The 26186-nt window shown below is 39.5% G+C and carries 20 protein-coding genes and 2 tRNA genes; 4 read left to right on the top strand and 18 right to left on the bottom strand.

Annotation, left to right across the window (positions count from 1 at the left end; all coding sequences use genetic code 11):
• Positions 1–11: 11 nt before the first annotated feature.
• The 13 genes from ACKWBX_RS08190 to rbsK all read right to left on the bottom strand — a co-directional run bounded on the left by ACKWBX_RS08190 (position 12) and on the right by rbsK (position 16511).
• Positions 12–1124, bottom strand: coding sequence for a pyridoxal-phosphate-dependent aminotransferase family protein (locus ACKWBX_RS08190; protein WP_413968184.1), 1113 nt, complete (start codon positions 1122–1124; stop codon positions 12–14).
• 4 nt (positions 1125–1128) lie between these two features.
• A complete protein-coding gene (gene xdhC, locus ACKWBX_RS08185) occupies positions 1129–1941 on the bottom strand; it encodes a xanthine dehydrogenase accessory protein XdhC (protein WP_413968183.1) in 813 nt (270 codons plus the stop codon).
• A 3-nt stretch (positions 1942–1944) separates the two neighbouring features.
• On the bottom strand, positions 1945–3384 hold the full coding sequence (locus tag ACKWBX_RS08180; RefSeq protein WP_413968182.1) for a DUF6986 family protein: 1440 nt from the start codon (positions 3382–3384) through the stop codon (positions 1945–1947).
• 17 nt (positions 3385–3401) lie between these two features.
• A complete protein-coding gene (gene uraD / locus ACKWBX_RS08175) occupies positions 3402–4274 on the bottom strand; it encodes a 2-oxo-4-hydroxy-4-carboxy-5-ureidoimidazoline decarboxylase (protein WP_413968181.1) in 873 nt (290 codons plus the stop codon).
• Between the two features lie 101 nt (positions 4275–4375).
• Positions 4376–5701 (bottom strand): urate hydroxylase PuuD, encoded by a 1326-nt coding sequence (locus ACKWBX_RS08170; RefSeq protein ID WP_413968180.1) that lies wholly within the window; start codon positions 5699–5701, stop codon positions 4376–4378.
• A gap of 77 nt (positions 5702–5778) precedes the next feature.
• Entirely contained in the window at positions 5779–7155 is a 1377-nt protein-coding gene (gene allB, locus ACKWBX_RS08165; protein ID WP_413968179.1) for an allantoinase AllB, read from the bottom strand.
• A gap of 4 nt (positions 7156–7159) precedes the next feature.
• Positions 7160–9478, bottom strand: coding sequence for a xanthine dehydrogenase molybdopterin binding subunit (locus ACKWBX_RS08160; RefSeq protein WP_413968178.1), 2319 nt, complete (start codon positions 9476–9478; stop codon positions 7160–7162).
• Complete coding sequence (locus ACKWBX_RS08155) at positions 9465–10886, bottom strand: FAD binding domain-containing protein (RefSeq protein ID WP_413968177.1); 1422 nt, start codon at positions 10884–10886, stop codon at positions 9465–9467. The genes ACKWBX_RS08160 and ACKWBX_RS08155 overlap by 14 nt, the downstream gene beginning before the upstream one ends.
• A 135-nt stretch (positions 10887–11021) precedes the next feature.
• The gene (gene pafA, locus ACKWBX_RS08150) at positions 11022–12662 is read right to left on the bottom strand and encodes an alkaline phosphatase PafA (RefSeq protein ID WP_413968176.1); all 1641 of its coding nucleotides are present in this window, start codon (positions 12660–12662) and stop codon (positions 11022–11024) included.
• Positions 12663–12672: 10 nt separating this feature from the next.
• A complete protein-coding gene (fsa, locus tag ACKWBX_RS08145; RefSeq protein WP_413968175.1) occupies positions 12673–13344 on the bottom strand; it encodes a fructose-6-phosphate aldolase in 672 nt (223 codons plus the stop codon).
• 9 nt (positions 13345–13353) lie between these two features.
• The gene (locus ACKWBX_RS08140; protein ID WP_413968174.1) at positions 13354–14586 is read right to left on the bottom strand and encodes a nucleoside permease; all 1233 of its coding nucleotides are present in this window, start codon (positions 14584–14586) and stop codon (positions 13354–13356) included.
• Between the two features lie 41 nt (positions 14587–14627).
• On the bottom strand, positions 14628–15569 hold the full coding sequence (locus ACKWBX_RS08135; protein WP_413968173.1) for a nucleoside hydrolase: 942 nt from the start codon (positions 15567–15569) through the stop codon (positions 14628–14630).
• A gap of 24 nt (positions 15570–15593) precedes the next feature.
• Complete coding sequence (gene rbsK, locus ACKWBX_RS08130; RefSeq protein ID WP_413968172.1) at positions 15594–16511, bottom strand: ribokinase; 918 nt, start codon at positions 16509–16511, stop codon at positions 15594–15596.
• 336 nt (positions 16512–16847) lie between these two features.
• Here rbsK and ACKWBX_RS08125 point away from each other — a divergent pair, with 336 nt between their 5' ends.
• Positions 16848–17765 (top strand): metallophosphoesterase family protein, encoded by a 918-nt coding sequence (locus ACKWBX_RS08125; protein ID WP_413968171.1) that lies wholly within the window; start codon positions 16848–16850, stop codon positions 17763–17765.
• A 91-nt stretch (positions 17766–17856) separates the two neighbouring features.
• A complete protein-coding gene (locus ACKWBX_RS08120; protein WP_413968170.1) occupies positions 17857–19269 on the top strand; it encodes an adenosine deaminase in 1413 nt (470 codons plus the stop codon).
• A 264-nt stretch (positions 19270–19533) separates the two neighbouring features.
• On the opposite strand, the gene ACKWBX_RS08115 is transcribed toward ACKWBX_RS08120, so the two are convergent.
• The 4 genes from ACKWBX_RS08115 to ACKWBX_RS08100 all read right to left on the bottom strand — a co-directional run bounded on the left by ACKWBX_RS08115 (position 19534) and on the right by ACKWBX_RS08100 (position 22780).
• The gene (locus ACKWBX_RS08115; RefSeq protein WP_413968169.1) at positions 19534–19857 is read right to left on the bottom strand and encodes a DUF4138 domain-containing protein; all 324 of its coding nucleotides are present in this window, start codon (positions 19855–19857) and stop codon (positions 19534–19536) included.
• 480 nt (positions 19858–20337) lie between these two features.
• Positions 20338–20412, bottom strand: a tRNA-Pro gene (locus tag ACKWBX_RS08110).
• A gap of 134 nt (positions 20413–20546) precedes the next feature.
• Positions 20547–20630, bottom strand: a tRNA-Ser gene (locus ACKWBX_RS08105).
• Positions 20631–20743: 113 nt separating this feature from the next.
• A complete protein-coding gene (locus tag ACKWBX_RS08100; RefSeq protein WP_413968168.1) occupies positions 20744–22780 on the bottom strand; it encodes an HD family phosphohydrolase in 2037 nt (678 codons plus the stop codon).
• 126 nt (positions 22781–22906) lie between these two features.
• Between ACKWBX_RS08100 and ACKWBX_RS08095 the strand changes: the two genes are divergently transcribed.
• Positions 22907–24082, top strand: a complete 1176-nt coding sequence (locus ACKWBX_RS08095; protein ID WP_413968167.1) for an acetyl-CoA C-acyltransferase — start codon at positions 22907–22909, stop codon at positions 24080–24082.
• Between the two features lie 16 nt (positions 24083–24098).
• Positions 24099–24851: a C40 family peptidase gene (locus tag ACKWBX_RS08090; protein WP_413968166.1), complete on the top strand. Its 753-nt coding sequence runs from the start codon at positions 24099–24101 to the stop codon at positions 24849–24851.
• Between the two features lie 45 nt (positions 24852–24896).
• On the opposite strand, the gene ACKWBX_RS08085 is transcribed toward ACKWBX_RS08090, so the two are convergent.
• A complete protein-coding gene (locus ACKWBX_RS08085) occupies positions 24897–26159 on the bottom strand; it encodes a tetratricopeptide repeat protein (RefSeq protein WP_413968165.1) in 1263 nt (420 codons plus the stop codon).
• Positions 26160–26186 lie beyond the last annotated feature (27 nt).

Below are 26186 nucleotides of genomic sequence, written 5' to 3'. Positions count from 1 at the left end.
TTTCTTACTCTTTATAGGATTTCCTTTAAAGCCCCGATGAGCATATTTACATGATTTTTAGTACAACTCTCGCCCATAATACCAATTCGCCAAATTTTACCGGCAAAATCACCCAAACCGCCTCCTACTTCGATATTGAAATCGTTTAAAAGTACACTTCTTAGTTTGGCCTCGTCTTCAATAGCATCAGGTAAATAAACAGAGTTCAAATTAGGAAGCCTATTTTCTTCATTTACCAAATAGTTAAATCCTAAATTCTCTAACTCAACCTTTAAATGTTCATGTATTTTTTGATGTCTTTCCCATCTGTTTTCCAAGCCCTCTTCCAAAACCAAACTTAGTGCCTCGTGCATGGCATATACCGACGAAACGGGAGCGGTGTGGTGGTATGCCCTTTTTGCACCTGCCCAATAATTCTTCACAAGGTTTAAATCCAGAAACCAACTTTGTACTTGGATTTTACGCGCTTCTAGAGCTTCGACCGCTTTAGGGGAGAAACTTACAGGTGACAAACCCGGAGGCGCACTTAGATTCTTTTGAGTGCCACTATATATGGCATCAATACCCCATTCATCAACCTTTAAAGGGACACCACACCAAGAGGTTACCGCATCTACCACAAGCAACGAATCAGCATTGTGCACTAGGTCACTAATTTCAGCCAATGGCTGTAAAGCTCCAGTAGAAGTCTCTGCATGCACTAGTGCGACCAATTTGGGTTTTGAGCATTTTTCTAAGGCGGATTTTACCTGTTCCACATTTGTAACCTCGCCCCATGGTGTATTGATTTTGTGAACCACGGCGCCACATCGTTGGGCGATATCAACCATACGCCCACCAAAAACACCATTAATGCATATAATGCATTCATCACCTGGCTCCAATAAATTGACCAAACAGGTTTCCATACCAGCACTGCCGGGAGCGGATACGACAAAGGTCAGTTCGTTTTTTGTTAAAAACGTCTGCTGTACCATATCCTTTACTTCGTCCATCATTTGAACGAAATGCGGATCCAAATGACCAATTAACGGAGAAGACATTGCCTTCAAAACTCTAGGATGCGCATCTGACGGCCCTGGTCCCATTAAGAATCTTTTCGGTGGATTGAATGAATAACTCATATTTTTAGTTTTTTACTTGGTTTAAATAATTTCTGTTCTCTTTTGTTTCCAAACCGTAATGAATCTGTAAAAGCTGGCTTGCTACACTAATTGCGATTTCTTTAGGTGTTTCGCCTCCGGTATTTAATCCAATCGGGCATACGACTTCACTCATCCCCTCAGGAATGGACATCTCTTTTATCAACATATTGTTGAAGCGAACACACTTAGTTTTACTACCTATCAGACCTAAGTATTTTGTCTTTTTTGGTATGGCCGTGGCGATAATTTCAAAATCGATGGTATGGTCATGTGTCAATACCAAGACATAACAATTTGAACCCCATTTTACGGCATCTCGAAAGGTTTTAAAATCTCTTATATCAACCTCACAGATTTCAATGCTTGAATCGAGTTCTAAATCTTTAAACCAATCTTTACGAGAATCGATAAGCTTAACCTTAAAGGGAGTGCCCACCAATATCTTCGCTATTTCAACACCAATATGTCCCGCTCCGAACAAAAAGAGCTCCGGTAATCCGTTCATAGGTTCTATTAAAAGTTCTACTTTTCCGCCACAGCATTGCTCAAATTCAGGTCCTAATGTAAATATGACCTCCGAAATACGATTCTTCTTTATAGCTTCCAGAGCTTTATCAATAACCTGAAACTCCATCTTACCCCCTCCGACCGTGCCGTGGAACTCGTTTTCGCTTGCGACTATCATACGTGAACCCAAAGTACAAGGCGCAGATCCCAGTACTTTTGTGACAGTGACCAGTGCGACGAGCTCATACTTTTTTTTGTATTCATTTAATACTTGAATCCAATCAAACATGTCTTATACGTTCTCTTCCTCCAACTTTCTATTCTTCAAAATAGTAACGAAGGAGCGGCTTCTTACTTCTTCTAATGTCAAGCCCGTTGCTAATACTTCTTCTTCCGATATCGCACCGCTATTCAGTCCCTTCAAAAAATAATTCAGTAACCCCTGACCAGTGGCGGCATCATCAAATGTATCGCCTATAAGAGTAGCTCTTGCAGCGGTCTCCATAAAGCTCTTTAACCGTATTACGGCATCGTCATAACTCTCTAAGAAAAAAGCAAAAACAGCAGTATAGCGCATAGGCAATTGGGCAGGGTTTAAATCCCAACCTTGATACAGACCTTTATATAATGAATGTCTGATATGCTCATATCCCTTTCGCCACGCTCGATGTACGACCATTTTATTTTCAGCTTCCTGCTCCTTGGAGAGCTCCCCACGATGCGGACCTATGGGCATGGTGTTCGTCGCGCCATCAGATAGCCAAATTCCCGTATGGGATAAAGCTACCTTGGTAGTATAGTGCGCAAAATCACACACTCCGTGGTCCATTTCTTGGTATTTTGCCGTGATATTGTTGGATGCTGTATAATCATAGGTTCCAAAATGAGTTGCAATACACCTTCCCTTACTGGCCGCAATAAATCGCAAAAGTGGATTAGTACCTTCAGCATCCATAACGGCTTGGGTGGTCTCCACCATAATTTCCATTTTTAGGGAATTTTGGGATAGTGCAAAAGTTTTCTCCAGTACTTCCAAAAACAACACCAAGGCGGTCACTTGCTCTGGAATGGTTACTTTAGGAAGCATCACCACAAAATTATCAGGCAATTTTCCATCGGTTTTTAGAAGTAAAGTGGTCAGAAAGATATCCAACGTTCTCAATCCTCTATTTTTAAGTTCTTCTGTAAAAGGCTTAATCCGTATGCCGATAAATGGTGAAAGTGTATTTTCCTCCATGCCCTTAGCAACTTCTTCGGCCGCGTTCATCGCAGTTTGGTCTTCTTCGGCATTGGAGCGATTACCGAACCCATCTTCAAAATCTATTCTAAAATCTTCAACTGGTTCCGAATTTAGTTTATCAATGACCTTATTGTAAATCTTGTAGCAAAAGCCCGCTTCATGATTTTTGAGTTCAGCATAATCGAATCCTGATATTTCTGATATCATTTTTTGTTGACTGGCTACATCATCCGGAAGCCTTTCATATCCTTTAAGCTGAAACGCCTTTGCAAACGCTATACAATTAGGGGCATAGTGCAATAGTGATTTAATGGCAATCTTACCAAGATTCTTAGGCGTTTCGGAATTAAATAGATGTGCACCACCGTAGACCGTATGGACGGGTTGCCTGTCTTGTCGGTCACCTTTGTAGCGTTTGTTGAATGCCTTATTTGCATTTTCTAAATCCTTAAAAATGACTTCCTTGGTATCGTTTTTTATACTCTGATTCATTGTTCTGTTTTTATTTTTTAACTGCCTTTATACGTAGAAAAACCGTAAGGGCTAATCAACAACGGAATGTGATAGTGTCCTTTGTCAGTAACTGAAAAAGTAATTTGTACTTGGGGATAAAAGGAGTTTAACCCCTTGGTTTTTTGGTAGGATGCCGTTTCGAAAACCATTTCATAATCTCCAATTTCCAAGTTTCTTCCAGGAGGAAGCAAATCGGAAACCCTACCATCTGAATTGGTAACGCCTATGCTCAATAATTTTTTGCCATTACCGCTAATTTGCTTTAGCGAAACGGGGAGTCCCGCCGCAGGAAGCCCTGTTCTTGTATCTAGCCCATGTGTGGTGATATGGCTTCTTAAGCTTTTATCCAGGGCAACTTCTTCTATTAATTTTATCAATCGAATAACCGTAATCTTATGCTGCTCGTTCATAGCAACATGAAGCTCTTCTTCGGGCGAATTCAATAGCCTTTTCTCAACTATAGCCAGCATTTCTTCTGCTGATTTACCACTTGCGCTTACAATAAATATGTAATCGAACTTTGATTCATATTCATCATTTGCCTTTTTTAAGGCTAGCAACGTATCCATATCAGCATCATCTACTTTTGCCTGTTCTTTGCCGGCCCATTCTTTGGTATGTGCGAACTTTTCTTTTAGGCTTTCAACATCCCCTATTTTCGGATGTCCTTTAAACGCCTCCAGATAATCCTCCTTGCCACATTTCGAGTACCAAATCGATGCTGCTTTTGCAATCAAATCACTGCTTGAAGTGAAAGGTCTTTGGTCTGCCAATAGTTTCGCCCATTGAACGGATACACAGCACTTATTTAGTGCCGCGGCAACTTGTTCCACATTCTGAGCATTCAATTCGTTTAAGGTTGTCATCATATTCGTTTACTCGATAATCGAGATTTAATATGCTCCGACGCTTGCGCCGTAATCAATGTTAATTTTCCTTCTAATGTCTCGTATGCTTGCCCCGAGGTTTTTTACTTTGGTGCGCCTTGGTTCATCCAACAATTAATCATATCACGCTCTTCTTCGAGCATTCCTGTTTGGTTATTATTAAAGGGCATGTTCTTACTCAATACCGCTCTTTGATAAATCTTCTCTCTTAGATTATAGATTTGTTCAGGGGTATCGTACATTACCCCGTTGGGAGCCACTTTCCAAACCTCGTCCTTGGGGCTCTTGGAATGGCAGACCGCACATCTATTTTTTACAATACTGACCACTTCAGTGAAGGATACCTCGGTTGTGCAGTTTTCATACTTAGGTGGTTCGGGTGCCGTAGTAAAGGCTACCCCCAATAGAATTATAACGGAAATAGGCATAATCCACACCGAGAGTTGTCCTTTCTCACGAAGGTTTAAATAATGCTTTATGCCAGCGGTTCCAACAGTTATTGCGATAAGTACCGCCCATTCGTAATCGTTCCCGAAGGTGCTAGGGAAGTGGTTGCTCACCATCACAAACAGCACCGGCAGTGTAAAATAGTTATTGGTGTATGACCTCATCATTGCGGCCTTCCCATCCTTGGGGTCTGGTAATTCTCCTTTTTTAGCAGCGTTGACCATACGTTTTTGCCCAGGGATAATCACGAAGAACACATTGGCCGCCATCAAAGTCCCTAAGAAAGCACCGAAGTGAATATAGGCGGCACGACCACTAAATATCTGACAATAAATCCACGCAAAAACAAAAACCAGCACGGTAATGGCAATTGTAAATATTGTTTTGTTCTTGCTCAGATGTTTACAGATTTGGTCATATAGAATCCACCCGATGACCAAAGAAAGAACACTAATACTTATTGCGGTAAATGCGGAAATGTCCAACACCTCTGGGTCGATGAGTATCGACTTCGCGTTGAAATAGTAAACGATAATCAACAGCGAGAACCCCGAAAGCCAAGTGAAATAAGCTTCATATTTGAACCAATGGAGGTCTTTGGGAATCCTTTTAGGCGCCAACTTGTACTTCTCCAAATAATAAAAACCGCCACCGTGAACGGCCCATAAATTTCCAGCAAGTTCGTCGCGCACATTTTCCGTGCGATTGAGGGCATTTTCTAGAAAAACAAAATAGAACGAGGCTCCAATCCAGGCAATACCAAATGTGATATGAATAACACGTACCACCAGGTTCATCCATTCCATAAAATGACCTTCCCAGATGGTTCCCCTTAAAAAAAGATAAACAATGCCGAGGCCGCTCAAAGCGGCGAATACAAGAAGCGCATAAAACCAATTTTGAGACGTTTGTAGCGAAGTAACTTTGACTTCATTCCCCTGCTGCTTGAAGTGCTTAATCATTTGGCGAATTTTGTACGTTCCCAAAACGACAAATACAAAAAGGAAAAGCCAAGTGAGCAATATCATCAATTTCATCATCATCTCCTTTTTGAATTATTGCCAGTTGTTACTTTGCGCCCACTTCGTTCTAAAAGTTCACCCTTGTTTTTATTGATACATTTCGAGGCGTGAACAACATGACATCCATTTACGAATGTATCGGTAACCCTTCCTTTCAGTTTCTGTCCCAAATATGGAGTTGCTTTGTGCCTATGGTTTATTATTTCTTCGGTTAGCATGTATTCTACAGTATCATCCCAAATCGTGATATCAGCATCGTAACCTTTCTTTAGAAAACCCTTTCGGGATTCCAGACCTAAAAATTCCGCTGGTTTTTGGGTCAACATCGGGATTAGTTTTTCTAAAGGAATACCCCGCAATTTGAATTCTGTATTCATTACCGAAAGGGTGAATTGTAATCCGGAAATACCTCCCCAAGCAGTAAAGAAATCGCCGGAGCCCAATTGTTTGATTTCAGCAGGTGCTGGAGAATGGTCGGAGGCTATGAAATCTATAGTTCCTTTTTCAATTGCATCCCATAACAATTCATTATTTTTCTTTTCCCGAATGGGAGGGGCACATTTATAAATCGGCGCCTCATCTGGAATTTCTTCTGAACTAAAAAAAAGGTAGTGCGGACAAGTCTCAACACTCAACTTATCCGTTTTTGATTTTCGGTCAGCCAATTTTTCAATCAATTCCGATGCGGACAAATGCACAATATGAACCTTGATATCGAATTCCTTTTGAATTTCCAATGCCAGGTCTATGGCATTATTCTCCCATCTTTGAGGCCGAGAATCAAGGTATTCTTGATAGCTTTTTGGATTTTTAACCTTTGGCACTTCACCATCTTCTAATTCACAATGAAGCAATAAGGGAACGTCATATTGCTTAAGAACGGGAGCAACGGCTTTAAGATGCTCAGCATCAACCTTGGGAAATTCATCTATACCGGAATGCGATAAAAACCCCTTAATGCCGAATGCACCAAACGTGATAAGGTGCTCTATTTCAACGGCATTGAGAGGTATAAGTCCGCCATAAAATCCGCAGTTTACATGCAATTTTCCCTTTGCAGCTTCCTTTTTTTGCCGAAACGCATCTATAGTTGTCGTTACCGGACTTGCATTTAATGGCATTTCTATTAGTGTAGTAATTCCACCGGCTGCGGCCGCCTGTGTCGCCGTATCAAAACCTTCCCAATCTGTGCGACCAGGTTCGTTGATGTGAACATGGGCATCGATAATGCCCGGCATGATGATGAAATCGCCGTAAGAAGTGAAAGGAACGTCGTCAATACGTTTTTGTCCATTAAAAATGTAATGTATACAGCGGTCCTTTATATAAAGTGTAGCTTCTTGAAATTTATTTTCAATAAAACAACGCTTGCTATGAAGAAGAAAAACTGTCATTGTCCTATTGGTTATATAATCCCAATAAGACTTTTTCAGGAGTCATTGGTGCATGGAACTTCATTTTATAGTTAGGGTTAAAGGCTTTCATCGCATTTTGAATAGCAAAATAGGCACCTATACCATACATCAGTGGCGGCTCACCCACCGCTTTTGATTTTAAAATGGCCATGTCATTACCATCCGTTTCCAATGGTAAAACCTCCACTTCTTTTGGCACTGAATAGATGTCCGGTACTTTGTATGTTGACAGCGCATTCGACAATAATCTGCCATTTTCGGCATAGGCGATTTCCTCCAAAGTCATCCATCCAATACCCTGAATGAGCGCTCCTTCTACCTGCCCCAAATCGATACCGGGATTCATACTTTTTCCGTAATCGTGCACAATTTTCACACTATCGAATTCATAGGTGCCACGAAGGCAATCTACCGTTGCAGTAACGATTGCCGTACCGTATACGTGGTATGCGAAAGGATGCCCTTTTTCCTTGCTTTTATCAAAGTGGATAATAGGCGTGGCGTAATGGGCATTTTCCGTTAGTGCCACGCGCAGTGCCATGGCCTTAAAAATCAATTGTTCCCAGGTTATATCCGTTTTTTGTCCGGCTACATAGACCCACTCATCTTTTAACGCTACCTCTTTTTCATCGACTTTGTATTCCTGCGCTACGATAGTCTTAAGTCGATTCAAAAGGTTTTCACAGGCCATAACAAGGGCCTTTCCATTTAAATCTGCCGTTGAGCTCGCAGCTGATGGCGAAGTATTGGCGACCCGAGTGGTATTAGTACTTTCTATTTTGACCTTTCTACCGTTTACTGAAAAAATATCAGCGGCAATCTGGAGTAATTTGGTGTTCACGCCTTGCCCCATTTCAACGGCGGCCGTACTGATACCGATACTCCCATCTTGATAAATATGTACCAAAGCACGGGCGTGGTTCATTTGGGTATTGGTAAAGGAAATACCAAAAGTAATTGGCATTACTGCGAGGCCTTTTTTAGCCACGGGACTATTGCTATTGAATTCATATATTTTTTCTCGCGCCTGCTCAAGCTGAAACTTTTCTTTGGCGGACATCCACGAATTTTTAGCCTCTACCTTGGTAGCCACTTGCCCATAAGAAAATTCCTGATTCTCTTCTAACAAATTAGCTTCCTGGATAGCGCTCGGTAAAACCCCTAGTTCAGATGCCGCTTGGGCTATAGCGGATTCGATTACGAACATGCCCTGAGGCCCTCCAAAACCGCGAAACGCCGTGTTCGGAGGAAGGTTTGTCTTGCAACTATATACCGTTGATTTTACGTTAGGTACGTAATAACTATTGGTTGCATGAAAAAGAGTACGTTCTGCAATGGCCGGAGATAGATCGGCCGCAGCTCCCGCATTCTGAAGTAGTTCTACCTCGTAAGCCAAAATCTTCAAATCCTTTGATAGACCAATTTTATAGGTACTATTATAAGGATGTCTCTTTCCCGTCATTCGTAAATCATCATGACGGTCCAAAATCAATTTCACGGATTGGTTCAAATGCTGTGCTGCCAATGCGGCCATGACCGCCCAAGGAGTCGCTTGGTCTTCCTTACCTCCAAATCCACCTCCTAATCGGGTTACATCTATTTCTATTTTATGCATGGGTAGACCCAAAACTTGAGCCGTAGTTTTTTGAACGGCAGTAGGGCCCTGAGTTGAAGAAACAATTCTGATGTTACCATTTTCCAATGGTTCCGCATAGGCACCTTGTGCCTCTATATAAAGATGTTCTTGCCCATTTGAGAATGATTCTCCCTCAAAAATATAGTCGCATTCAGCAAATGTGCCGTCCACATCGCCCAAATTGAAAGACCTTGGCGCGCTTATAAAACTGCCCTTTTCTTTTGCCTGCTTGGCAGTTGTTATAACAGGTAGCTCTTCATACTCCGCTACTATTAGCCTACGGGCTTTTTTTGCTATGGTTTTTGTTTCCGCTACAATCAAAGCCATGGGTTGGCCCCAATAATGTACCTCACCTTCTGCGAATAAGGGTTCATCAGGAAAAATACCGCCAATCTGATTCTCACCAGGCACATCCTTCGATGTTAAAATACTAACGACACCGGTCAAATCGAGAGCTTTGGAGTAGTCGATATTTTTGATTTTACCATGGGCACAATTCGAATCGAAAACCACCGCATGTAACGTACCCTCTCGGACGTTTACATCATCTACGTACAAAGATTCTCCCCTTAGGTGGGTATAGGAGTCAATATTCCGTATTCCCCTATCAATAGGTTTTGAACTCTTTTTCACTTTTGGCGGGTGTAGGGTCTTAACTAGCTGCATGGGTCAAAAAATCTTGTAGTTTAAATTTGTTGGGAAACAATTCCGTAAAATGGGCAGTGAACAATTGTCTTGCTAATAGACGTTTGTATTCCTTAGTGCCTCGAACATCGGAAATAGGTGAAATCTCCTCTTGGAGAAGTTCGGCCGCCAATGCTATCGTGAGGACGTCTAAAGACTTTCCTATTAGATACTCAGAGGTTTTTCGTAAGTACTTGGGTATCGGAGAGACACCGCCCATGGCCACATGGGCATTAACAACAGTACCTGTATTACTTAGCTCAATACTGATTGCGGTATTTACACTAGCGATGTCTAAATAAGTACGCTTGCAGACCTTCTCAAAATTAAATGAGGTATTAGGTGAAAGCACATCAAAACTGATTTCCGACAACACTTCTCCCTCCTGTAAATCGTACGTTTTATATCCTTGATAAAAGTCTTTGAGCGATATCTGTCTCTCACTATCCTCTTTTTTTAGCGTGATAGTACTATCGAGCGCCAAAAAGAAAATGGTCATATCGCCTATAGGAGATGCGTTGACCAAGTTGCCACCAAAGGAGGCCATATTTCGGATAGGTTCCGAGGAAACCAAAGTAAGATGCTTGTCTAAATTAGGAAACATCTTCTGGATATGAGGATTATTCCAGAACTCGGTAACTGTAGTGTTGGCCCCTATGAAACATCTATGTTGTTTTATCCGGATGCCCTTGAACTTTTGTTCGGCAGCAACCAAGAAAACATCTTCTTCGATTAGACTCTCAGGTCGCTGCACATACATGTCGGTTCCACCCGACACTAGCAAAGACCTCCTACTATTTTTAGTCTTACGCCTTATCTTTTCAAGCTTGTGTGGAATTTCAAGGAAGTACTCTGGGATGAATCGATTCTTGACCAGCCATGAAATTCTGTTATCGGAATCAATGTCACTTAGTTCCTCCGCTACTTCTCTTGCCGCTCTCTCAATGGATTTATAGCCTGTGCACCTACAAATATTGCCGCTTATGGCTGCCAGAACATTATCGTAGCTTTTCTCTTTTTCCGAAAAGGCAAATCCAGTAAGCGATAGTGCAAAGCCAGGTGTACAAAACCCACATTGAGTGGCATAGTTCCGCTTCATAGCCTCTTGGGCGACATTCAATTTACTAGTAAGGTTTACTCCTTCAATTGTAACAATGTGTTTTCCTTGGGCATTCCCTAAAGGGGAAATGCAAGATGTTATACTTTGATAATCAATGCCGCCATCACTATTCAAGGTTCCTGCCAGTGCGGAACAGGCAGCGCAGTCGCCCTCTCGACAGCCGATTTTTGTACCGGTCAGGCGTTGCTGATACCGAACAAAATCCAGCAGCGTCATACCAGATTTAGCTTCGGTTCGAATGTGTTTATTGTTTAGAATAAATTCAATCATAATTTTAAAGTATCGTAGTAGTACGCCAAACTGTTTGGCATACAAAACAATCTGAACAATCGTTTGTTCAATTTATTAAAAAAAATCCGAACTATCCCAAAAAACTTAAAACTTCTTTGAATTTTATGAACTTCGCTAATAATCATTGAATAATTCCTGCATTGTTTCTTTTTGAGCACTACTTGGAAAAGGAATGCTCAATAACATTGATAATGTGGCCGCAATTTGGTCTGTGGTATATTTTTTTGCTGACTGACCAGGTTTTATATTCCACCCATACCAAAGCATGGGTACATGGGTATCGTTATTATATGAAGTGTAGTGGGTAGCGCCATATTCCCAATCCTGCATCCAACCCGGATGATACGCGACATACACATCTCCAGAACGACCTCTATTGTAACTTTTTCCGAGGAGCATATCCATATCACCATTTGAAATCTTAGTATTAACGCCAGTAGGTAGATAAACCTCTTTCACTCCCTCAAAATCATTCAAGTACTCTTGAATTTTATACAAAACTTCTCTTTTAGAGCCCGCATCTGTATCAACATATAGCTGTGTATTGTCCATAAATGAGATTTTGGCACCTTCGCCGAATGCCATTTTTAATTTATCGTTTAAGATTTTGGTCATCGACTTTGGATTATATGTGCCGGTGGGAATGTTTACCTCTTTTAAAAATTTTGGATTGTCGCTGGCAGCATGGTCAGCGGTTAAAAACAAAAGATAGTTTCCCTCACCGACTTCATTATTCAGGAACGCCAAAAGTTCTGCCAAATCTCTATCTAATCTAATATAGGTATCTTCCAATTCTTTGGAGCGGATGCCGAAATCATGTCCTACTTTATCAGTGCTCGAATAACTAATAGATATAAAATCAGTAGTTTCTCCTTTACCTAGATTTTCTTCTTTTATAACGGTTGTTGCCAAGTCGGTAAGTAGCGTATTCCCAAATGGTGAATGCATCAAAAGACTGTATCCACCATTTTTATGCTTTAACTTCCCTAGGTCATAAGGAAATGTGGCTTTTGTCCTGCCCACAAAGATTTTTTCATGTTCAGAATCGTCGGGATTACTATTTCTATATTTATCGTCGGATAATAGCGGTTTCCAAATCGTATTGATTAACTCATCCGATTTACGTTTGTCATTAAACGTGTTTATGTACGAGGGCAAAATATCGGTGTAGTAGGAACTGGAAATAAAATTGCCGCTCTTTTCATCAAACCAGAAGGCATAATCGGCTAGGTGTCCCGCTGGTAAAATTGCAGCCCTATCCTTTAGGGACAGTCCGATTACTTTTGACCTTTTATTGGTATGCAGCTTCAGTTCATCAGAAATTGTAGTACCAAGCAAATTTCTCGGTGATGCGGGTGATATGCTCTTATCTCCGGAAGTATCTGTCGAACTTCTTATGAATGAAACCGTACTATCTGCAACACAATACATCATTTTACCCGATTTCCTATCATACCAATGGTTTGATACGATTCCATGGTTTGCAGGGGTGGTTCCAGTAAAGATTGTTGCATGCCCTGGTCCGGTTTCCGTAGGTATGTAATTGTAATGGGTGTTTTTGTTGTTAAACCCTTCGTGCATCAGTTTTTTAAAACCATTTTCAGAGTAATTGTCATAAAACCGATATAGATATTCGGACCTCATTTGGTCGACCACAATACCAACAATTAATTTGGGTCTTGGATTTTGCTGCGCATTTGTAGTGTAAAAAAATAATAACAAAGGCGTAAAAATTCTAATTACTGAAATCTTCATACTTAATTATCTAAACCTTAATATTTTGGTTATCACCTTTTTGATAATCCGCTAAGAATTTTTTCAATCCACTTGCCGTCAGCGGATGAGACAATAGACCTTCGATGGCAGATAGCGGTCCGGTCATTACGTCCGCGCCAATTTTTGCACAATTAACGACATGCATCGTGTGCCTTATAGACGCCGCTAAGATTTCCGTTTCAAACCCATAATTGCCATATACTTGCTTTATTTCTTCTATCAAATGCAAGCCATCTGTAGAAATATCATCCAATCTTCCTAAAAATGGTGAAACATAAGTAGCTCCGGCTTTAGCAGCTAATAGCGCCTGCCCTACGGAGAACACCAAGGTGACATTTGTTTTTATCTTTTTATCGGAAAAGTATTTACAAGCTTTTACGCCATCTGCAATCATGGGTAATTTCACTACTATCTGCGGATGTAAGGCCGCTAAAATCTCTCCCTCGGAAACCATATCTGTATAATCTGTAGAAATAACTTCTGCCGAAACATCTCCATCGACGATATTACATATATCCACATAGTGCTTCAGAATATTTTCTTCACCAACAATACCTTCTTTAGCCATCAGCGAAGGGTTGGTTGTAACACCGTCCAGTACACCAAGATTCTGTGCTTCTTCGATATCCTTCAAATTTGCTGTATCAATAAAAAATCTCATAAGTTCCAATCAGTTAAATTCGACATCTTTTTTATGCTTGTATCTAAAGAATATGGCAAAGGCCGCACCAATAACCATAGCATAGATGGCAAAAACAAACCAAATCATCGGCCAATCTTTCATGCCTTCGGTAGTATAAAAATCTACTATGATACCACTTGCATACGCGCCCAACATAAAACCGATTCCATTGACCATCATCATAAACAGACCTTGCGCACTAGAGCGTATTTTCGGACTCGTTTCTCGATTTATATAGAGCGAACCGGACACAAAATAGAAATCGAAGGCCATACCGTATACCAGCATGGATAGAATCAAGAATACCAAACCTATGCCTTCAGGATAGCCAACTGCGAAAAGTGCGAACCGCAGCATCCAAGCGAACATGCTCATCAACACTACTTTTTTGATACCATAGCGTTTCAGAAAAAAGGGTATCGCCAAAATAAAAAGTACTTCAGATAGCTGGGATAGCGATATCAAGAATACGGAATGCTTTACTGCAAAAGAGTCACTGTAGTCAATCTCAAAGTCGTTCAAAAATGGGACGCCCCAGATGTTCGTAACCTGAAGGGCAATCCCCAAAAGCATTGAGAATATAAAGAACACAGCGAGATTTCGATTACGGAAAAGCTTAAAAGCGTCAAGACCGAAGCGCTGCACGATAGTTTTAGCCTCAGTATTATCAACTGGGACTTTGGGTAAGGTAAAAGCATACAGGCCCAATACAAACGAAGCAACCGCACCAACATAAAATTGTGAACTACTGACCTTAAAACCCAAAGCATCGACTGACCAAGCCGCCAAAATAAAACCTACCGTACCCCACACTCTAATAGGAGGGAAGGTTTTTACCGCGTCAAAACCTTTATTTTCAAGATTAAAATAGGAGATGGAATTATTCAAGGCCAATGTCGGCATATAACAAATGGAAACGAGAAGCATCAGCACATAAAATGCAGCATAGTCTGTAATTTGACCAAGGGTTAAAAAGAGCAGCGCCAATAATAAATGACAGATGCCAAATACTTTTTCAGCATTTAAAAACTTATCGGCTACCATACCCAGAAGAGGGGGCATAAAAATTGAAGCAATACCTAAAGTAGCATACACAGAACCCACCTGAAGTCCTGTGAAATTCAAAGTTTCTACCATGTAGGCTCCTGCTGATAGTAGCCATGAGCCCCATGAGAAAAACTCTAAAAAGTTCAGAATAGCCAGTCGTTTCTTTATATCCATTCGGATTCGTTATAAAATTTCACCTAAAAGTTGTTGGATTTTTATGCCGGATGTTCGGCCAAAGCGCGATGTAACATCGCAATAAATTTTTGACTATCCGCCTTCAAGACTACCTCTGCATTGGGAGGTCTACCGGATGAGCCTATAAAATCAATGACTGTTTGCCCACGCGACTCATCGTCGTTCAGAAGAATAGAAACAAAAGCCTTTTTGCTTTCTGTCGCGATTGTATCATCCAAGGCAATAGCCATGGCGATGGGGTCGGGCAAATCGAACCCTTTTAAATGAGACGATTGTTGTGCGTATTCAACCAAAGTTTTTTGAACATCGACAGCAAAGTCCGCCAAAGGTGTGCCGATTTCTCGTAATTTTTGTACTTCTGTGTCATCAAAAACAGCATATTCTCGCGAAACATCCCAGCCCACCATCTTAATGGGAATACCAGATTCAAAGACAATTTTAGCAGCTTCTGGATCCGCCCAAAAATTGTATTCCGATAGTGGGGTTACATTGCCTCTACCTTGGCCTACACCGCCCATGATAACACAATCTTTCACTTTTGTCGCGATAGACTTGTCTAAAAGTAGCGCCGTGGCGATATTCGTTAGCGGAGCCAAACAGATTAAGGAAATTTCCCCCTCGTACTTGTTTATCCTATCTATCAACGTGGTAACAGCATGTTCACTTTTAGGGGTAAAACCGTGTAGTGGCAATCCGATATCACTCATACCGTCATTACCATGCACATGTTCGGCAGTTTTAAGCGCACGAACCAAGGGTTTATCCAACCCTGGATAAACAGGTAAATCCGCCTCACAAAGTGCCAAGGTATACATTGCGTTTTGTACCGCTTGATTTAATGGCACATTACCTGCTACCACGGTAATGGCCTCAATTGATACTTCCGGCTGTTTCACGGCCATGATTAAAGCCACGGCATCATCCGAGGCGGTATCTGTATCAATTATAAGTTTTCTTGGCATCTGTTTTCCTAATTTTATATGATATTAATGATGAACCAATTTATCTACCTCCGCGCGGAAAGGAATAGAAGCCTGTGCTCCCAATTTTCCGACTCCGATGGAAGCGGCCTTATTGGCAAATTCGATGGCACTTCTCCAGTCATTTCCCTCTGACAGCGCAACGGCCAAAGCGCCATTGAAAATATCTCCGGCCGCAGTAGTATCAACTGTTTCCACCAGTTGTGCAGGAACCAAAAAAGATTCGTCAGAATTCTTAAAGTAAGCTCCTTTATCCCCAAGTGTTATAATCACATTTTTAACACCTCGTATCAAAAATATGTCGGCAGCTTCACTTGCCGAGTCCACATCATTTACAGGTACTCCCGTTAATTCAGAAGCTTCAGTTTCGTTAGGTGTGATAAGGTATAAATTTGAATAAATTTCCAGTTCCAAGTTCTTGCTAGGCGCTGGATTCAGAATCACATTTTTACCATACTTTGCCGCTATTTCTAAGACGTAAGCTACGGTAGGTACAGGAATTTCTAGCTGTACTAGCAGAATAGATGATTGTTCAAAAGCCTTTACCGAAGAATCAATTTCTTTTTCTCCCAAACATTGGTTTGCACCGGGAGAAACAACTATGGAATTCTGACCCTTGTGGTTTATGGTAATGAAAGCAACCCCTGTGGGTTTTTCTTTTGTCTCGTAAACAAACTTGGTCTCTATACCGTCAGCTTCAAACCCTTTTCGTGCAATTTGCGCAAAATCATCTTTGCCCAACATACTCACAAAGGTTACCTCGCCACCAAGTCTAGAGGCAGCTACGGCCTGATTGGCCCCCTTACCACCCTGCAAAACCACAAAATTCTTACCGATAACGGTTTCACCAGGGTGAGGAAATTGATGTGTCTGAATGACCATGTCGGTATTTGTGCTGCCTATTACAGTTATTGATTTATTCATTGGTTGGAATTTTCTCTTCTTAAAATTTAAAAAAGGATTAAGACTCGAATGTAAGATATAGTAAGTACGACAGTATTACAATTACTTTTAGAACAAACGATTGTTCAAATATAGGATTTATATTTTAAAATCAAAGAATCCTGTTTTTTTTCGTTGTCTTCTACTCCAATAACACTGTCTTTTATTACTACATTAAAAAGGAAAGTTGCTCGACTATTTTGATAATTCAATCAAATAATTTAGTTTTGAACAATCGTTTGTTCTATTTTCGATATATTGAAATGAATACTAGTAGGGGTAATTATTTTCTAATTTCGATGAACTAAGCATCAGCAAATGAAACGTAGACAGTTTATTAAAAATTCATCGATTGTAACAGTTGGAGCGTGCACTATGCCCGTAACCACAACGGTAAATGAATCCCCTAAACCTTTTAGAATAATTCATTTGACAGATTGCCACGTTGATACCAAAGGAGTAGCGGAAAACGGATTGCGAAAAGCACTGCAAAAGATAAACTCCTTAGATAAAGAACCAGATTTCATCCTCAATGGAGGTGATGCTATTTTCGATGCAATGGAAGCCACAAAAGATGATACCAAAGCACAATGGGGTTTATGGCACTCCGTATTGAAGAATGATAACAGTCTACCCATTCATGCCTGTATCGGAAACCATGATATTTATGGGTGGGGTTCACTAAACAACCCCACGAAGAGCAATATCATGTCAGGAAAACAATGGGCGATGGATGAACTGGCTATGGAAAAGCGATACTATAGTTTTGACCACAACGACTGGCATTTTGTTGTCCTTGATAGCGTACAATATCAAGACAAAGGGTATACAGTAAAGTTAGATGAAGAACAATGGGAGTGGTTGGAAAAGGACTTGGTTGCCTCAAAGGATAAATTTACATGCATATTGTCGCATGTACCTTTATTATCCTTTTGTCATCAACTCTTCAAAGTGGGGCAAGATGGAAAGTTGATTGTGTTACCACAAGGAATACTGATGAATTCACAGCCTCTGGAAATGAAGAATCTTATTTATCAGCATCCACAGGTAAAACTATGTATCGCGGGTCATTTGCACATGCAAGAAGAAATAGAATATTTAAATGTGAAATATTTGTGTAACGGAGCGGTTTGTGGCAACTGGTGGCAAGGTGCCTTTCAAGAATTTGAACCCGCATTCACGATTATAGATTTGTTTCCGGATGGAACTTCCAAGCATGAATGGGTCACGTATTAAAAAGTTAGTTTGAGTTAGTTTATTTTAAGCACGGGTCGGTGGAAACACCGGCCTTTAACTAACCAAATAGTTAGTAACCAATAAATAAAGTATGAAGAAAATAATCCTGCTTGCTCTCAATTTATTTTTTGGAACTGCCATTATCTCTGCTCAGTCTATTGATGAATATTTTGAAAGGATTAGGCATGATGAAGCTGCTTTGATTTCCTTTATGTCCAAGATGCCCAAAGGTGGAGATTTGCATCATCATTATAGTGGTTCGGTCTATACCGAATCCTTGATTGAAAAAGCAATTAAGGATGATTACTTTTTAAACATCAAAACTATGGTCGCCAAAAGAGCGCCACAAGAAGGAAATAATTGGAAAAAACTTTCCGTTTTACGTGAAGAGGGTAAGCTGAATGAGTATAAATTGAAAATGCTAAAACATTGGTCCATCCAATATTATAATACCGAAATACCTTCAGATAAGCATTTCTTCGATTCGTTTGGCAAATTCAGAGAGGTCGTTAATGACTATACCGCAGAAGGCTTATTGGAGTTTAAAGAAAGGGCCATAAAAGAGAATGTCAGTTACATAGAAACACAGTACAAAGAGGTCAAGGTTCGGTTAGACCTTTCTGAATTCAAAAATGCAAATAGTAAGATTCTTAGCTTGGCATCCCAAAAAGATACCACAGCAATTTTTACAATTTTTGACAAAATTTATGAGAGTATTATTAAACAAAATGCCCTAGAGAAAGTGGCCGAGTTCAACGCGAAACATATTGAAAATCCACATGATAGTCTCAAAATCGACTCGGATAACTTTACGATGCGGTACCAAAATTATCTTCTTCGTTTCATGCCACCCGTCGATGTTTTTAAAAGTCTTATTCTGTCATCAATCTCAGACGAAACAAGTGATTTAATCGTAGGGGTGAACATAGTAGCTCCAGAGCATGGCGAAGTTTCAATGCGGGACTATTGGTTACATATGCTCATGTTCAACTATTGTCAAAAGAAATTTACAAAGGTCAATTACGCATTACATGCGGGTGAACTCACCCTAGGGCTGGTAAAACCGGAAGAACTAACATCGCATATAAATGATGCGGTTTATTTAGCCAATGCAGATCGCATTGGTCACGCCACAGGAATGCCCTACGAAATCAATAGTTCTAGACTTTTACGTTATATGGCAGAAAACAAAATACCGGTGGAAGTAAATCTAACCAGTAATGCTTTTATATTAAATATTCGGAAAGACGAGCATCCCATTTTGCTCTTTAAAGACTATGGTGTTCCCATAGTCATTTCCACTGACGATGCAGGTATTTTAAGAACAAACTTGACAGATCAATTTGTGACTTTAGCCAAAAGCTACCCAAGTTTTCACTATGCGGATATTAAAGAATGTGTTTATAATAGTTTAGAATTCAGTTTTATAGATATCGAAAAAAAGAAAGGTCTTTTAAAGGATTTAGATAACAGATTCATACAATTTGAGAAATCACTTCCCTAAAAAAATAAGAGCTGAGATATAAAATCGGCTGGTCTGGAAATACTTTATATGTAAATTTAACGTTAATAAATTGTAAATTAATGGTTAATCGATTAAATTTATATTTATGTATTCAAAGCACTACTTTTTTTACCTTCTCTGGACGGTAGGAGCTAACCTTAAAATGCGATACGCTTCGATTGTAAAAGGACTGAAATTGTTTGCCTTAAAATATCGGCGGGGTTACGAATTGCTTTCCAGACTATAATTTTTTTAACGATAAATCTACTTCCAAAGTAGCTTCAGTTCTCGGCTACCATTCTTTTCAATTGTTTCAACAACTAGTTTTTCAGAGTCGCCTAATGTAAACTTTGGGAAAACAAATAAAAACTTGTTCAACTTACCCGTTTTCACTTTCTTAGGAAGACCTTGAGTTAAAAAAGGAATTAATTCTAACTTCTGATATGACGCCTTTCTTCTATTATTTCCATTTACTTTAAATAGTTTGATGTAATCAACTTCAAAATCAATTTTTGATTTATTTTCTATTTCAATCAGGCCATATACTTGATTTCCGAGATAACTCAAATCTTTTAAGCGCAATATCAATCCCTCCTTCCGTCTTTGTTTAAAATGTTATTTTTAAAACACTCCATATGCTGTGAAATACTATTATTAGTCATTAGTTGAGATATCATTAGAGGTTCACATGTGAGCAGGTAAGTTTCTGAAAAACAAAGAAATAGTTTATTTAAGTAAATGAACATCGACTGTTCTATACTTTTTTTTATAAAGAGAAGGAGGCATTTTTCTGATTGATTTTTTTTTCAACCAAAAAATTGATACTAAATGTGTGTGAAGTTGTCATCACTTCCGTTTTTAAAGATTATAAAATCAGTTAAAACGAAAGCCAAATCGTCTCGAAAGTCAAATACGGGCTGTCCCCTTAAATTTAAGAATTTATTTCCTAAAAAAAATAGGACACTAAGAGATTTGTTCTTAAATGGAAACAAAAAAAACCAGTAAAAATGTATTTTACTGGTTTTCATTAATTTACGTATTAAAAAATTAATTTTAATACCCTATCTGTCGGGGTGGCAGGATTCGAACCTGCGACCTCCGCGTCCCAAACGCGGCGCGATAACCGGGCTACGCTACACCCCGATACTTGGTTATCAATTTCAATAAAATACCAAACTTTAAAAAACCCAACACGTTGTTGGGCAGTTTATCCTGAGCGCAGTCGAAGGACTACACTCCGATACTTGGTTATCTTGTTGTAATTTTCAAGAAAATTGCGGAGAGAATGGGACTCGAACCCATGCGACACTTACGCGTCGACAGATTAGCAATCTGCTCCGTTACCACTCCGGCACCTCTCCTAAAAATAATATTCTAAAGAACTTTCGCTTAAAATGCGGATGCAAATGTACATTTTTCCACCACGAATACACAACAATTCATTTACTTTTTTTCGCACTTATATAACATATTACTATTCAGGATATTCAACTCTCAAATGGTAAATATTCGTGAGCTTTTGTTTGAAAATCTTTTTAATACTTTCTATCTCCTTAAAGGTAATATCAGCGTTCAAAAATTGATTCGCTTTTATTTGCCCATCAATAATCTTGTCCACAAATTCATCGATTATTAAAAAAGTAGGGTCTTTTAAACTTTTAGATGCAGCCTCTACGGCATCTGCCATCATTAAAATAGCTGTTTCTTTAGAAAAAGGGAGCGGACCTGGATATTGAAAATCCTCCTTATTCACCTCACCGCCAATTTCTTTTTGCTTTTGATAAAAATAATACACAAGACTAGTCCCGTGGTGAGATCTAATAAAATCAATAACACGATCTGGGAGTTTATTTTTACGGGCTAATTCTATTCCATTAATAACATGATCAACAATAATTCTGGCACTTTCCTTTGGGCTTATTTCATCATGCGGATTCACATTAGTAATTTGGTTCTCGGTAAAAAACGTAGGGTTCTTCATTTTTCCAATATCATGATATAAGGCTCCTACCCTTACCAACATCGCATTGGCACCTACATTGTTAGCGGCCGCTTCGGCCAAGTTCGCCACTTGTAATGAATGATGAAATGTACCCGGAGCTTTGTTGGAAAGTTCCTTGAGCAATTTGGAGTTGGTATCCGATAACTCCAACAAAGAGACATCCGAAACCAAACCGAATACCTTTTCATAGATATAAATCAAGGGTTGGACAAAAAGGGTTATCATGCCGTTCAACAGAAAAAGACCCAAAGTAAACCAAGCAATATTGTTCAGGTTTCCCTCATGTATGGTATGAAAAGCTAAGTAACCAATAATATAAATTAAGGTAATCTGGCCCACAGAAACGAATAGATTAGCTCTTTTGTACAGTTCGGAGACCGTTAATATGGTAACAATACCTACAATTATTTGAAGAAAAATATATTCAAAACTATTGGGTACTACAAATCCTAAAATCAGCACGGTGAGTACATGCACAAATAATCCCAATCGAGCATCAAAAAAAGTCTTCAAAATAAGCGGTAGAATACATAAGGGAACTACAAAGACCAACGCATCATTATATTTGATGACCATAGTGGTGATAAATACCATTAATAAGATATTGAAAAAGATAAAAGTGACCTTGGTATTATTTCTATAAACCTCTGGTCTATATTTTTTTAGAAATAGAAATAACATCAATAATACAAGGGCTACCAAAACCGTGTAACCTATAATGATATAGTAGTAATTACTTGCCGTCCAAAGTTCGGACTCGTATTCAGCCTTCAAAGACTCCAAGATTTTCAAATTCTCGGCTTCTACGACCTCCCCTTTTGCAATAATCAATTTACCTTCATCTACCGTGCCGCGGGTATAGGATATTTTTGACAGCGCCTCTTGTAACGTTTTTTTTGAAAGACTTTCATCTAAAGAGACGTTAGGTGCTATTAAATCGAAAAAAAGTTCTTCATATTCCTCTTGAAAATTTAATAATCCCTTTCGTGCAAGAACAGACTTCACCAGATTATCTACCTCATTAAGCTTAATGAAGTTTGAGGTTCTTATCTTTTTGGCCTCGTTTTTCTTCACCAAAAACACATATCTTCCACTGAGCTTTTTGCCCATATTTTCCAGAATTCCATTTGTATAGATAGAATCTAGAATTTCAGTAGCAGTTTTAGTAAGTCTTCTTTTTAAATTATTGTTCAGATTGGCTTCCAGCCACTGACCTGCTATTCTATCTTCGAATTTCTCATAGACCGCATCTACCGTTTCCTGATTGTACTTGAGGTATTTATTTTGACCTTCCGTTATACGCTTTCGCTCTTCTAAAAGTTCATTATCGGATTTTTTGATCGAAAAATCAAAAGGAGCATAAAGGTTTTCGTATTGCCAAGGTTTTCCCTTTTGAAATTCGTATTTGAACTTACCTCCTTTTGGAAAAAAGAAAACAATGAACCCAACGGCAATGAAATACAGAATGTACTTATAAATGAGCGATTGTTTTTTGTAAAGGTTGTCCAAGAATACGTTTTTAGAGGTATATTTTCCAAAAATAGAAAAAACTCCTCTTTAAACGATGAATTGGTAGCAATACCCTAAGGTTGCACTATAATTTAGTAATTTCGTCAATATTTTGAAAATTAGAATATGAAAGAGGTCGTTATTGTTTCCGCAGTCCGTACTCCAATCGGAAGTTTTATGGGCGCTTTATCAACTGTTCCAGCTCCAAAATTAGGCGCTGTGGCCATTAAAGGAGCTTTAGAAAAAATAGGGTTAAAACCAGGGCTAGTCAATGAAGTACTTATGGGAAATGTAGTACAGGCAGGTACCGGTCAAGCCCCCGCAAGACAGGCCGCAATCTATGCAGGAATTCCAGATACCGTTCCTTGTACTACCATTAACAAAGTATGTGCCTCGGGAATGAAAACGGTCATGCAGGCCGCTCAGGCCATAGCTTTGGGCGATGCGGAAATCGTAGTTGCAGGCGGCATGGAAAACATGAGCTTAATTCCACATTATGTACACATGCGTAAGGGACAAAAATTTGGACCTACCCCGCTTATAGATGGAATGCAGAAAGATGGACTCGTTGATGTTTACGATCAAAATGCTATGGGCGTATGTGCCGATGCTTGTGCCGTAGAACATCAATTTTCCAGGGAAGATCAAGATAATTTCGCCATACAATCATATGAAAGATCTGCGAGTGCATCCAACGAGGGTAGATTTAAAAATGAAATTGTTCCTGTAGAAGTACTCCAACGCAGGGGTGATGCGATAATCGTTTCAGAGGACGAGGAGTTTAAAAACGTTAAAATTGAAAAAATTCCCACACTAAGACCCGCTTTTATTAAAGATGGTACCGTTACAGCAGCTAACGCTTCTACTATCAATGATGGTGCAGCGGCACTTATTTTAATGAGTGCTGATAAAGCAAAGGAATTGAATATAAAACCACTCGCAAAAGTAAAGGGTTATGCCGATGCCGCCCATGAGCCAAAATGGTTCACCACGGCACCTGCAAAAGCATTGCCCAAGGCTCTAGACAGAGCAGGCATTTCTATTACAGATGTAGATTATTTTGAATTTAACGAAGCGTTTGCCGTAGTAGGCCTTGCCAACATGAAACTTTTAGGACTTTCGGATGGTAATGTTAATGTAAACGGAGGCGCCGTATCGTTAGGACATCCCTTAGGCTGTTCCGGGGCAAGAATTCTGGTCACGCTCTTAAATGTATTGGAACAAAAAGATGCTAAATTGGGTGCTGCGGCCATTTGTAACGGCGGCGGTGGAGCATCGGCATTGATAATGGAAAGAGTATAGTTTCGCAAAGAAATCCATGCAATACGGTATTTGTCCATTAAGTATAGTTCCGGTAAGGATTGCGGCAGAACATTCTGCGGCCATGATAACGCAGCTTTTGTTTGGTGAACATTTTAAAGTTTTGGAATCCAGAAAAACATGGTCCAAAATCAGGGTGGCCTTTGATAAATGCGAAGGTTGGATTCTCAACCGACAATTGATTTTCATAACCCAAGAGGAATATCAGGAAATACATGCCGAAACGAATCCTACTTACGCTTCTGATCTGATATCTTACGTTGCCGATAAAAATGAATTGTTAACTCCAGTATTAATAGGAGCCTGTATTAGTGCCGCCCTTAAATTAGAAGTGACGCATGAAGGAAACACAAAGAGTGGCAAAAATGAAAAAACGGATATTGTAAAAACGGCACTATTATATTTAAATTCCCCAGAACTAAATGGTGGAAAAACTCCTTTTGGAATTGACTCTAGCGGCTTTTCTCAAATAGTCTATAAAATAAACGGATATACCTTATTACGGACCGCGGAAGAACAATCCACACAAGGGATCGCATTGAGTTTTGTGGAGGAAAGTGAAGCCGGAGATCTTGCTTTTTTTGATAATGCCAACGGAATCATTGACCATGTGGGCATCATCATGGACAATAATTATATTATTCATGTGAACGGAAAGGTCAGAATAGACCGTTTGGACCATACGGGAATATTCAATAACGACTTAAGGAACTACACGCATAAGCTCAGGGTAATTAAAAAAATTGTATAAAAAAAGGCCCATTAGAGGGCCTTTCTATTCAATATAGCGAAGTGATTACTCCCCTAACAATTTCTTCACTCTCATAAAGTTTTCATTATCGCCCATTGCACCATAGATATTTTTCAACTGTGTTAAAATACCCTGATTGTCCGGATTAGTTTTCAAAGCTTCCTCTAAAACCGTAGCACCTTCATTGAACAAATCATCTTTCTTGGCTTTTAGTTCATCATATCTAGTAATATCCTTCCTTGAATTTCCAAGGGAATTCATTTCGTCAATAAGACCGTTGCCCTCATTTACATAGGTCGTAGACAAGTTTAAATATGCGTTGGTATAACCTGGGTTAAGTTCCAAGGCTTTCTTATAAGATGCTCTTGCTTCCTCTAGATTGCCTTGCTCCATGTTGATGACCCCAACATTATAGTGTAGGTCTGGATTATCAGGAGCAACCGCGATAGCTTCTGCCATCAACGACTTGAATTTGTCCTTATCACCTAACTTGAAATAGAGATTGGCTTCATTTAAAATAAGGTTTACATCGTTTGGATCGTTTGCCCTAGCAGCTTTGTAAGCTTCCAAAGCTTTATCATCCTGACCTAATTGCGTATAAATTAAAGCTGTATTTTTTACGATTTCAGCTTTTTTGGAAGGTGTTTTTTCGTCAACTGGATTGTTGTATGTACCGGACTTTACCATTAAATCCCTTTGTACTTTATCCATAGCCTCTACTTCTCCGGATTCCGTATTGGTAGCTTTATAAACGATACCGCTACCATCGTATCCTACTTCCTGTAGTTCATTATAATATTTTAAGGCTTCTTCGTAATGTCCACCGTTCACGGCACTACTCGCCGCATAGTATAAATAAGAAGTGTCTTGCGGGCTTATTTTATAGCTCATATATAATTTTTCGGCAGCTTCTTTGAACTTTTTATTACCATTATCGGAAACGGCAGAATTCACCAGATCTGCGGTAAGAGTGGTAATGTATTGATTAGCCTCAGCGGTATACTTTACTTTTCCACTTTTTTCTTCAATATTCAAAAGCTTTTGAAAAGAATCAACAGCAGGTTCAAAGGCGCTGTCATCTCCTTTTTTGGCTAAATCGGTATATATTTTACCTCTCGTAAAATAATATTGTGCCTGCAATTTTTCATCGGCTCCAGAAATGAGACCGGAAGCTGCTTCAAGCACTGTTTTAGCACCAGCAGAATCACCGCTTTTAAGGGCTTTCTCCGCAGCTTTTATTTCGCTTTTTTGAGCGAAACCTGCCATTGTGATAGAAAGTGCCGCTACAATTAAAAATTTAGTTTTCATTGTAAAATTTATATTAATTATTAGTGT

This window comes from Maribacter algae (assembly GCF_047345745.1).
Lineage (GTDB): Bacteria > Bacteroidota > Bacteroidia > Flavobacteriales > Flavobacteriaceae > Maribacter.
This window is presented reverse-complemented; position numbering and strand designations above follow the sequence as displayed.

Excerpts from the sequence above, each read along its gene's own strand:
- ACKWBX_RS08120 (WP_413968170.1), top strand. The coding sequence starts at position 17,857 with ATGAAGAAAATAATCCTGCTTGCTCTCAATTTATTTTTTGGAACTGCC.
- ACKWBX_RS08135 (WP_413968173.1), bottom strand. The coding sequence starts at position 15,569 with ATGCCAAGAAAACTTATAATTGATACAGATACCGCCTCGGATGATGCC.
- pafA (WP_413968176.1), bottom strand. The coding sequence starts at position 12,662 with ATGAAGATTTCAGTAATTAGAATTTTTACGCCTTTGTTATTATTTTTT.
- ACKWBX_RS08180 (WP_413968182.1), bottom strand. The coding sequence starts at position 3,384 with ATGAATCAGAGTATAAAAAACGATACCAAGGAAGTCATTTTTAAGGAT.
- ACKWBX_RS08095 (WP_413968167.1), top strand. The coding sequence starts at position 22,907 with ATGAAAGAGGTCGTTATTGTTTCCGCAGTCCGTACTCCAATCGGAAGT.
- fsa (WP_413968175.1), bottom strand. The coding sequence starts at position 13,344 with ATGAGATTTTTTATTGATACAGCAAATTTGAAGGATATCGAAGAAGCA.
- ACKWBX_RS08170 (WP_413968180.1), bottom strand. The coding sequence starts at position 5,701 with ATGATTAAGCACTTCAAGCAGCAGGGGAATGAAGTCAAAGTTACTTCG.
- ACKWBX_RS08090 (WP_413968166.1), top strand. The coding sequence starts at position 24,099 with ATGCAATACGGTATTTGTCCATTAAGTATAGTTCCGGTAAGGATTGCG.
- uraD (WP_413968181.1), bottom strand. The coding sequence starts at position 4,274 with ATGATGACAACCTTAAACGAATTGAATGCTCAGAATGTGGAACAAGTT.
- ACKWBX_RS08155 (WP_413968177.1), bottom strand. The coding sequence starts at position 10,886 with ATGATTGAATTTATTCTAAACAATAAACACATTCGAACCGAAGCTAAA.
- ACKWBX_RS08085 (WP_413968165.1), bottom strand. The coding sequence starts at position 26,159 with ATGAAAACTAAATTTTTAATTGTAGCGGCACTTTCTATCACAATGGCA.
- ACKWBX_RS08190 (WP_413968184.1), bottom strand. The coding sequence starts at position 1,124 with ATGAGTTATTCATTCAATCCACCGAAAAGATTCTTAATGGGACCAGGG.
- rbsK (WP_413968172.1), bottom strand. The coding sequence starts at position 16,511 with ATGAATAAATCAATAACTGTAATAGGCAGCACAAATACCGACATGGTC.
- allB (WP_413968179.1), bottom strand. The coding sequence starts at position 7,155 with ATGACAGTTTTTCTTCTTCATAGCAAGCGTTGTTTTATTGAAAATAAA.
- ACKWBX_RS08125 (WP_413968171.1), top strand. The coding sequence starts at position 16,848 with ATGAAACGTAGACAGTTTATTAAAAATTCATCGATTGTAACAGTTGGA.
- ACKWBX_RS08140 (WP_413968174.1), bottom strand. The coding sequence starts at position 14,586 with ATGGATATAAAGAAACGACTGGCTATTCTGAACTTTTTAGAGTTTTTC.
- xdhC (WP_413968183.1), bottom strand. The coding sequence starts at position 1,941 with ATGTTTGATTGGATTCAAGTATTAAATGAATACAAAAAAAAGTATGAG.
- ACKWBX_RS08160 (WP_413968178.1), bottom strand. The coding sequence starts at position 9,478 with ATGCAGCTAGTTAAGACCCTACACCCGCCAAAAGTGAAAAAGAGTTCA.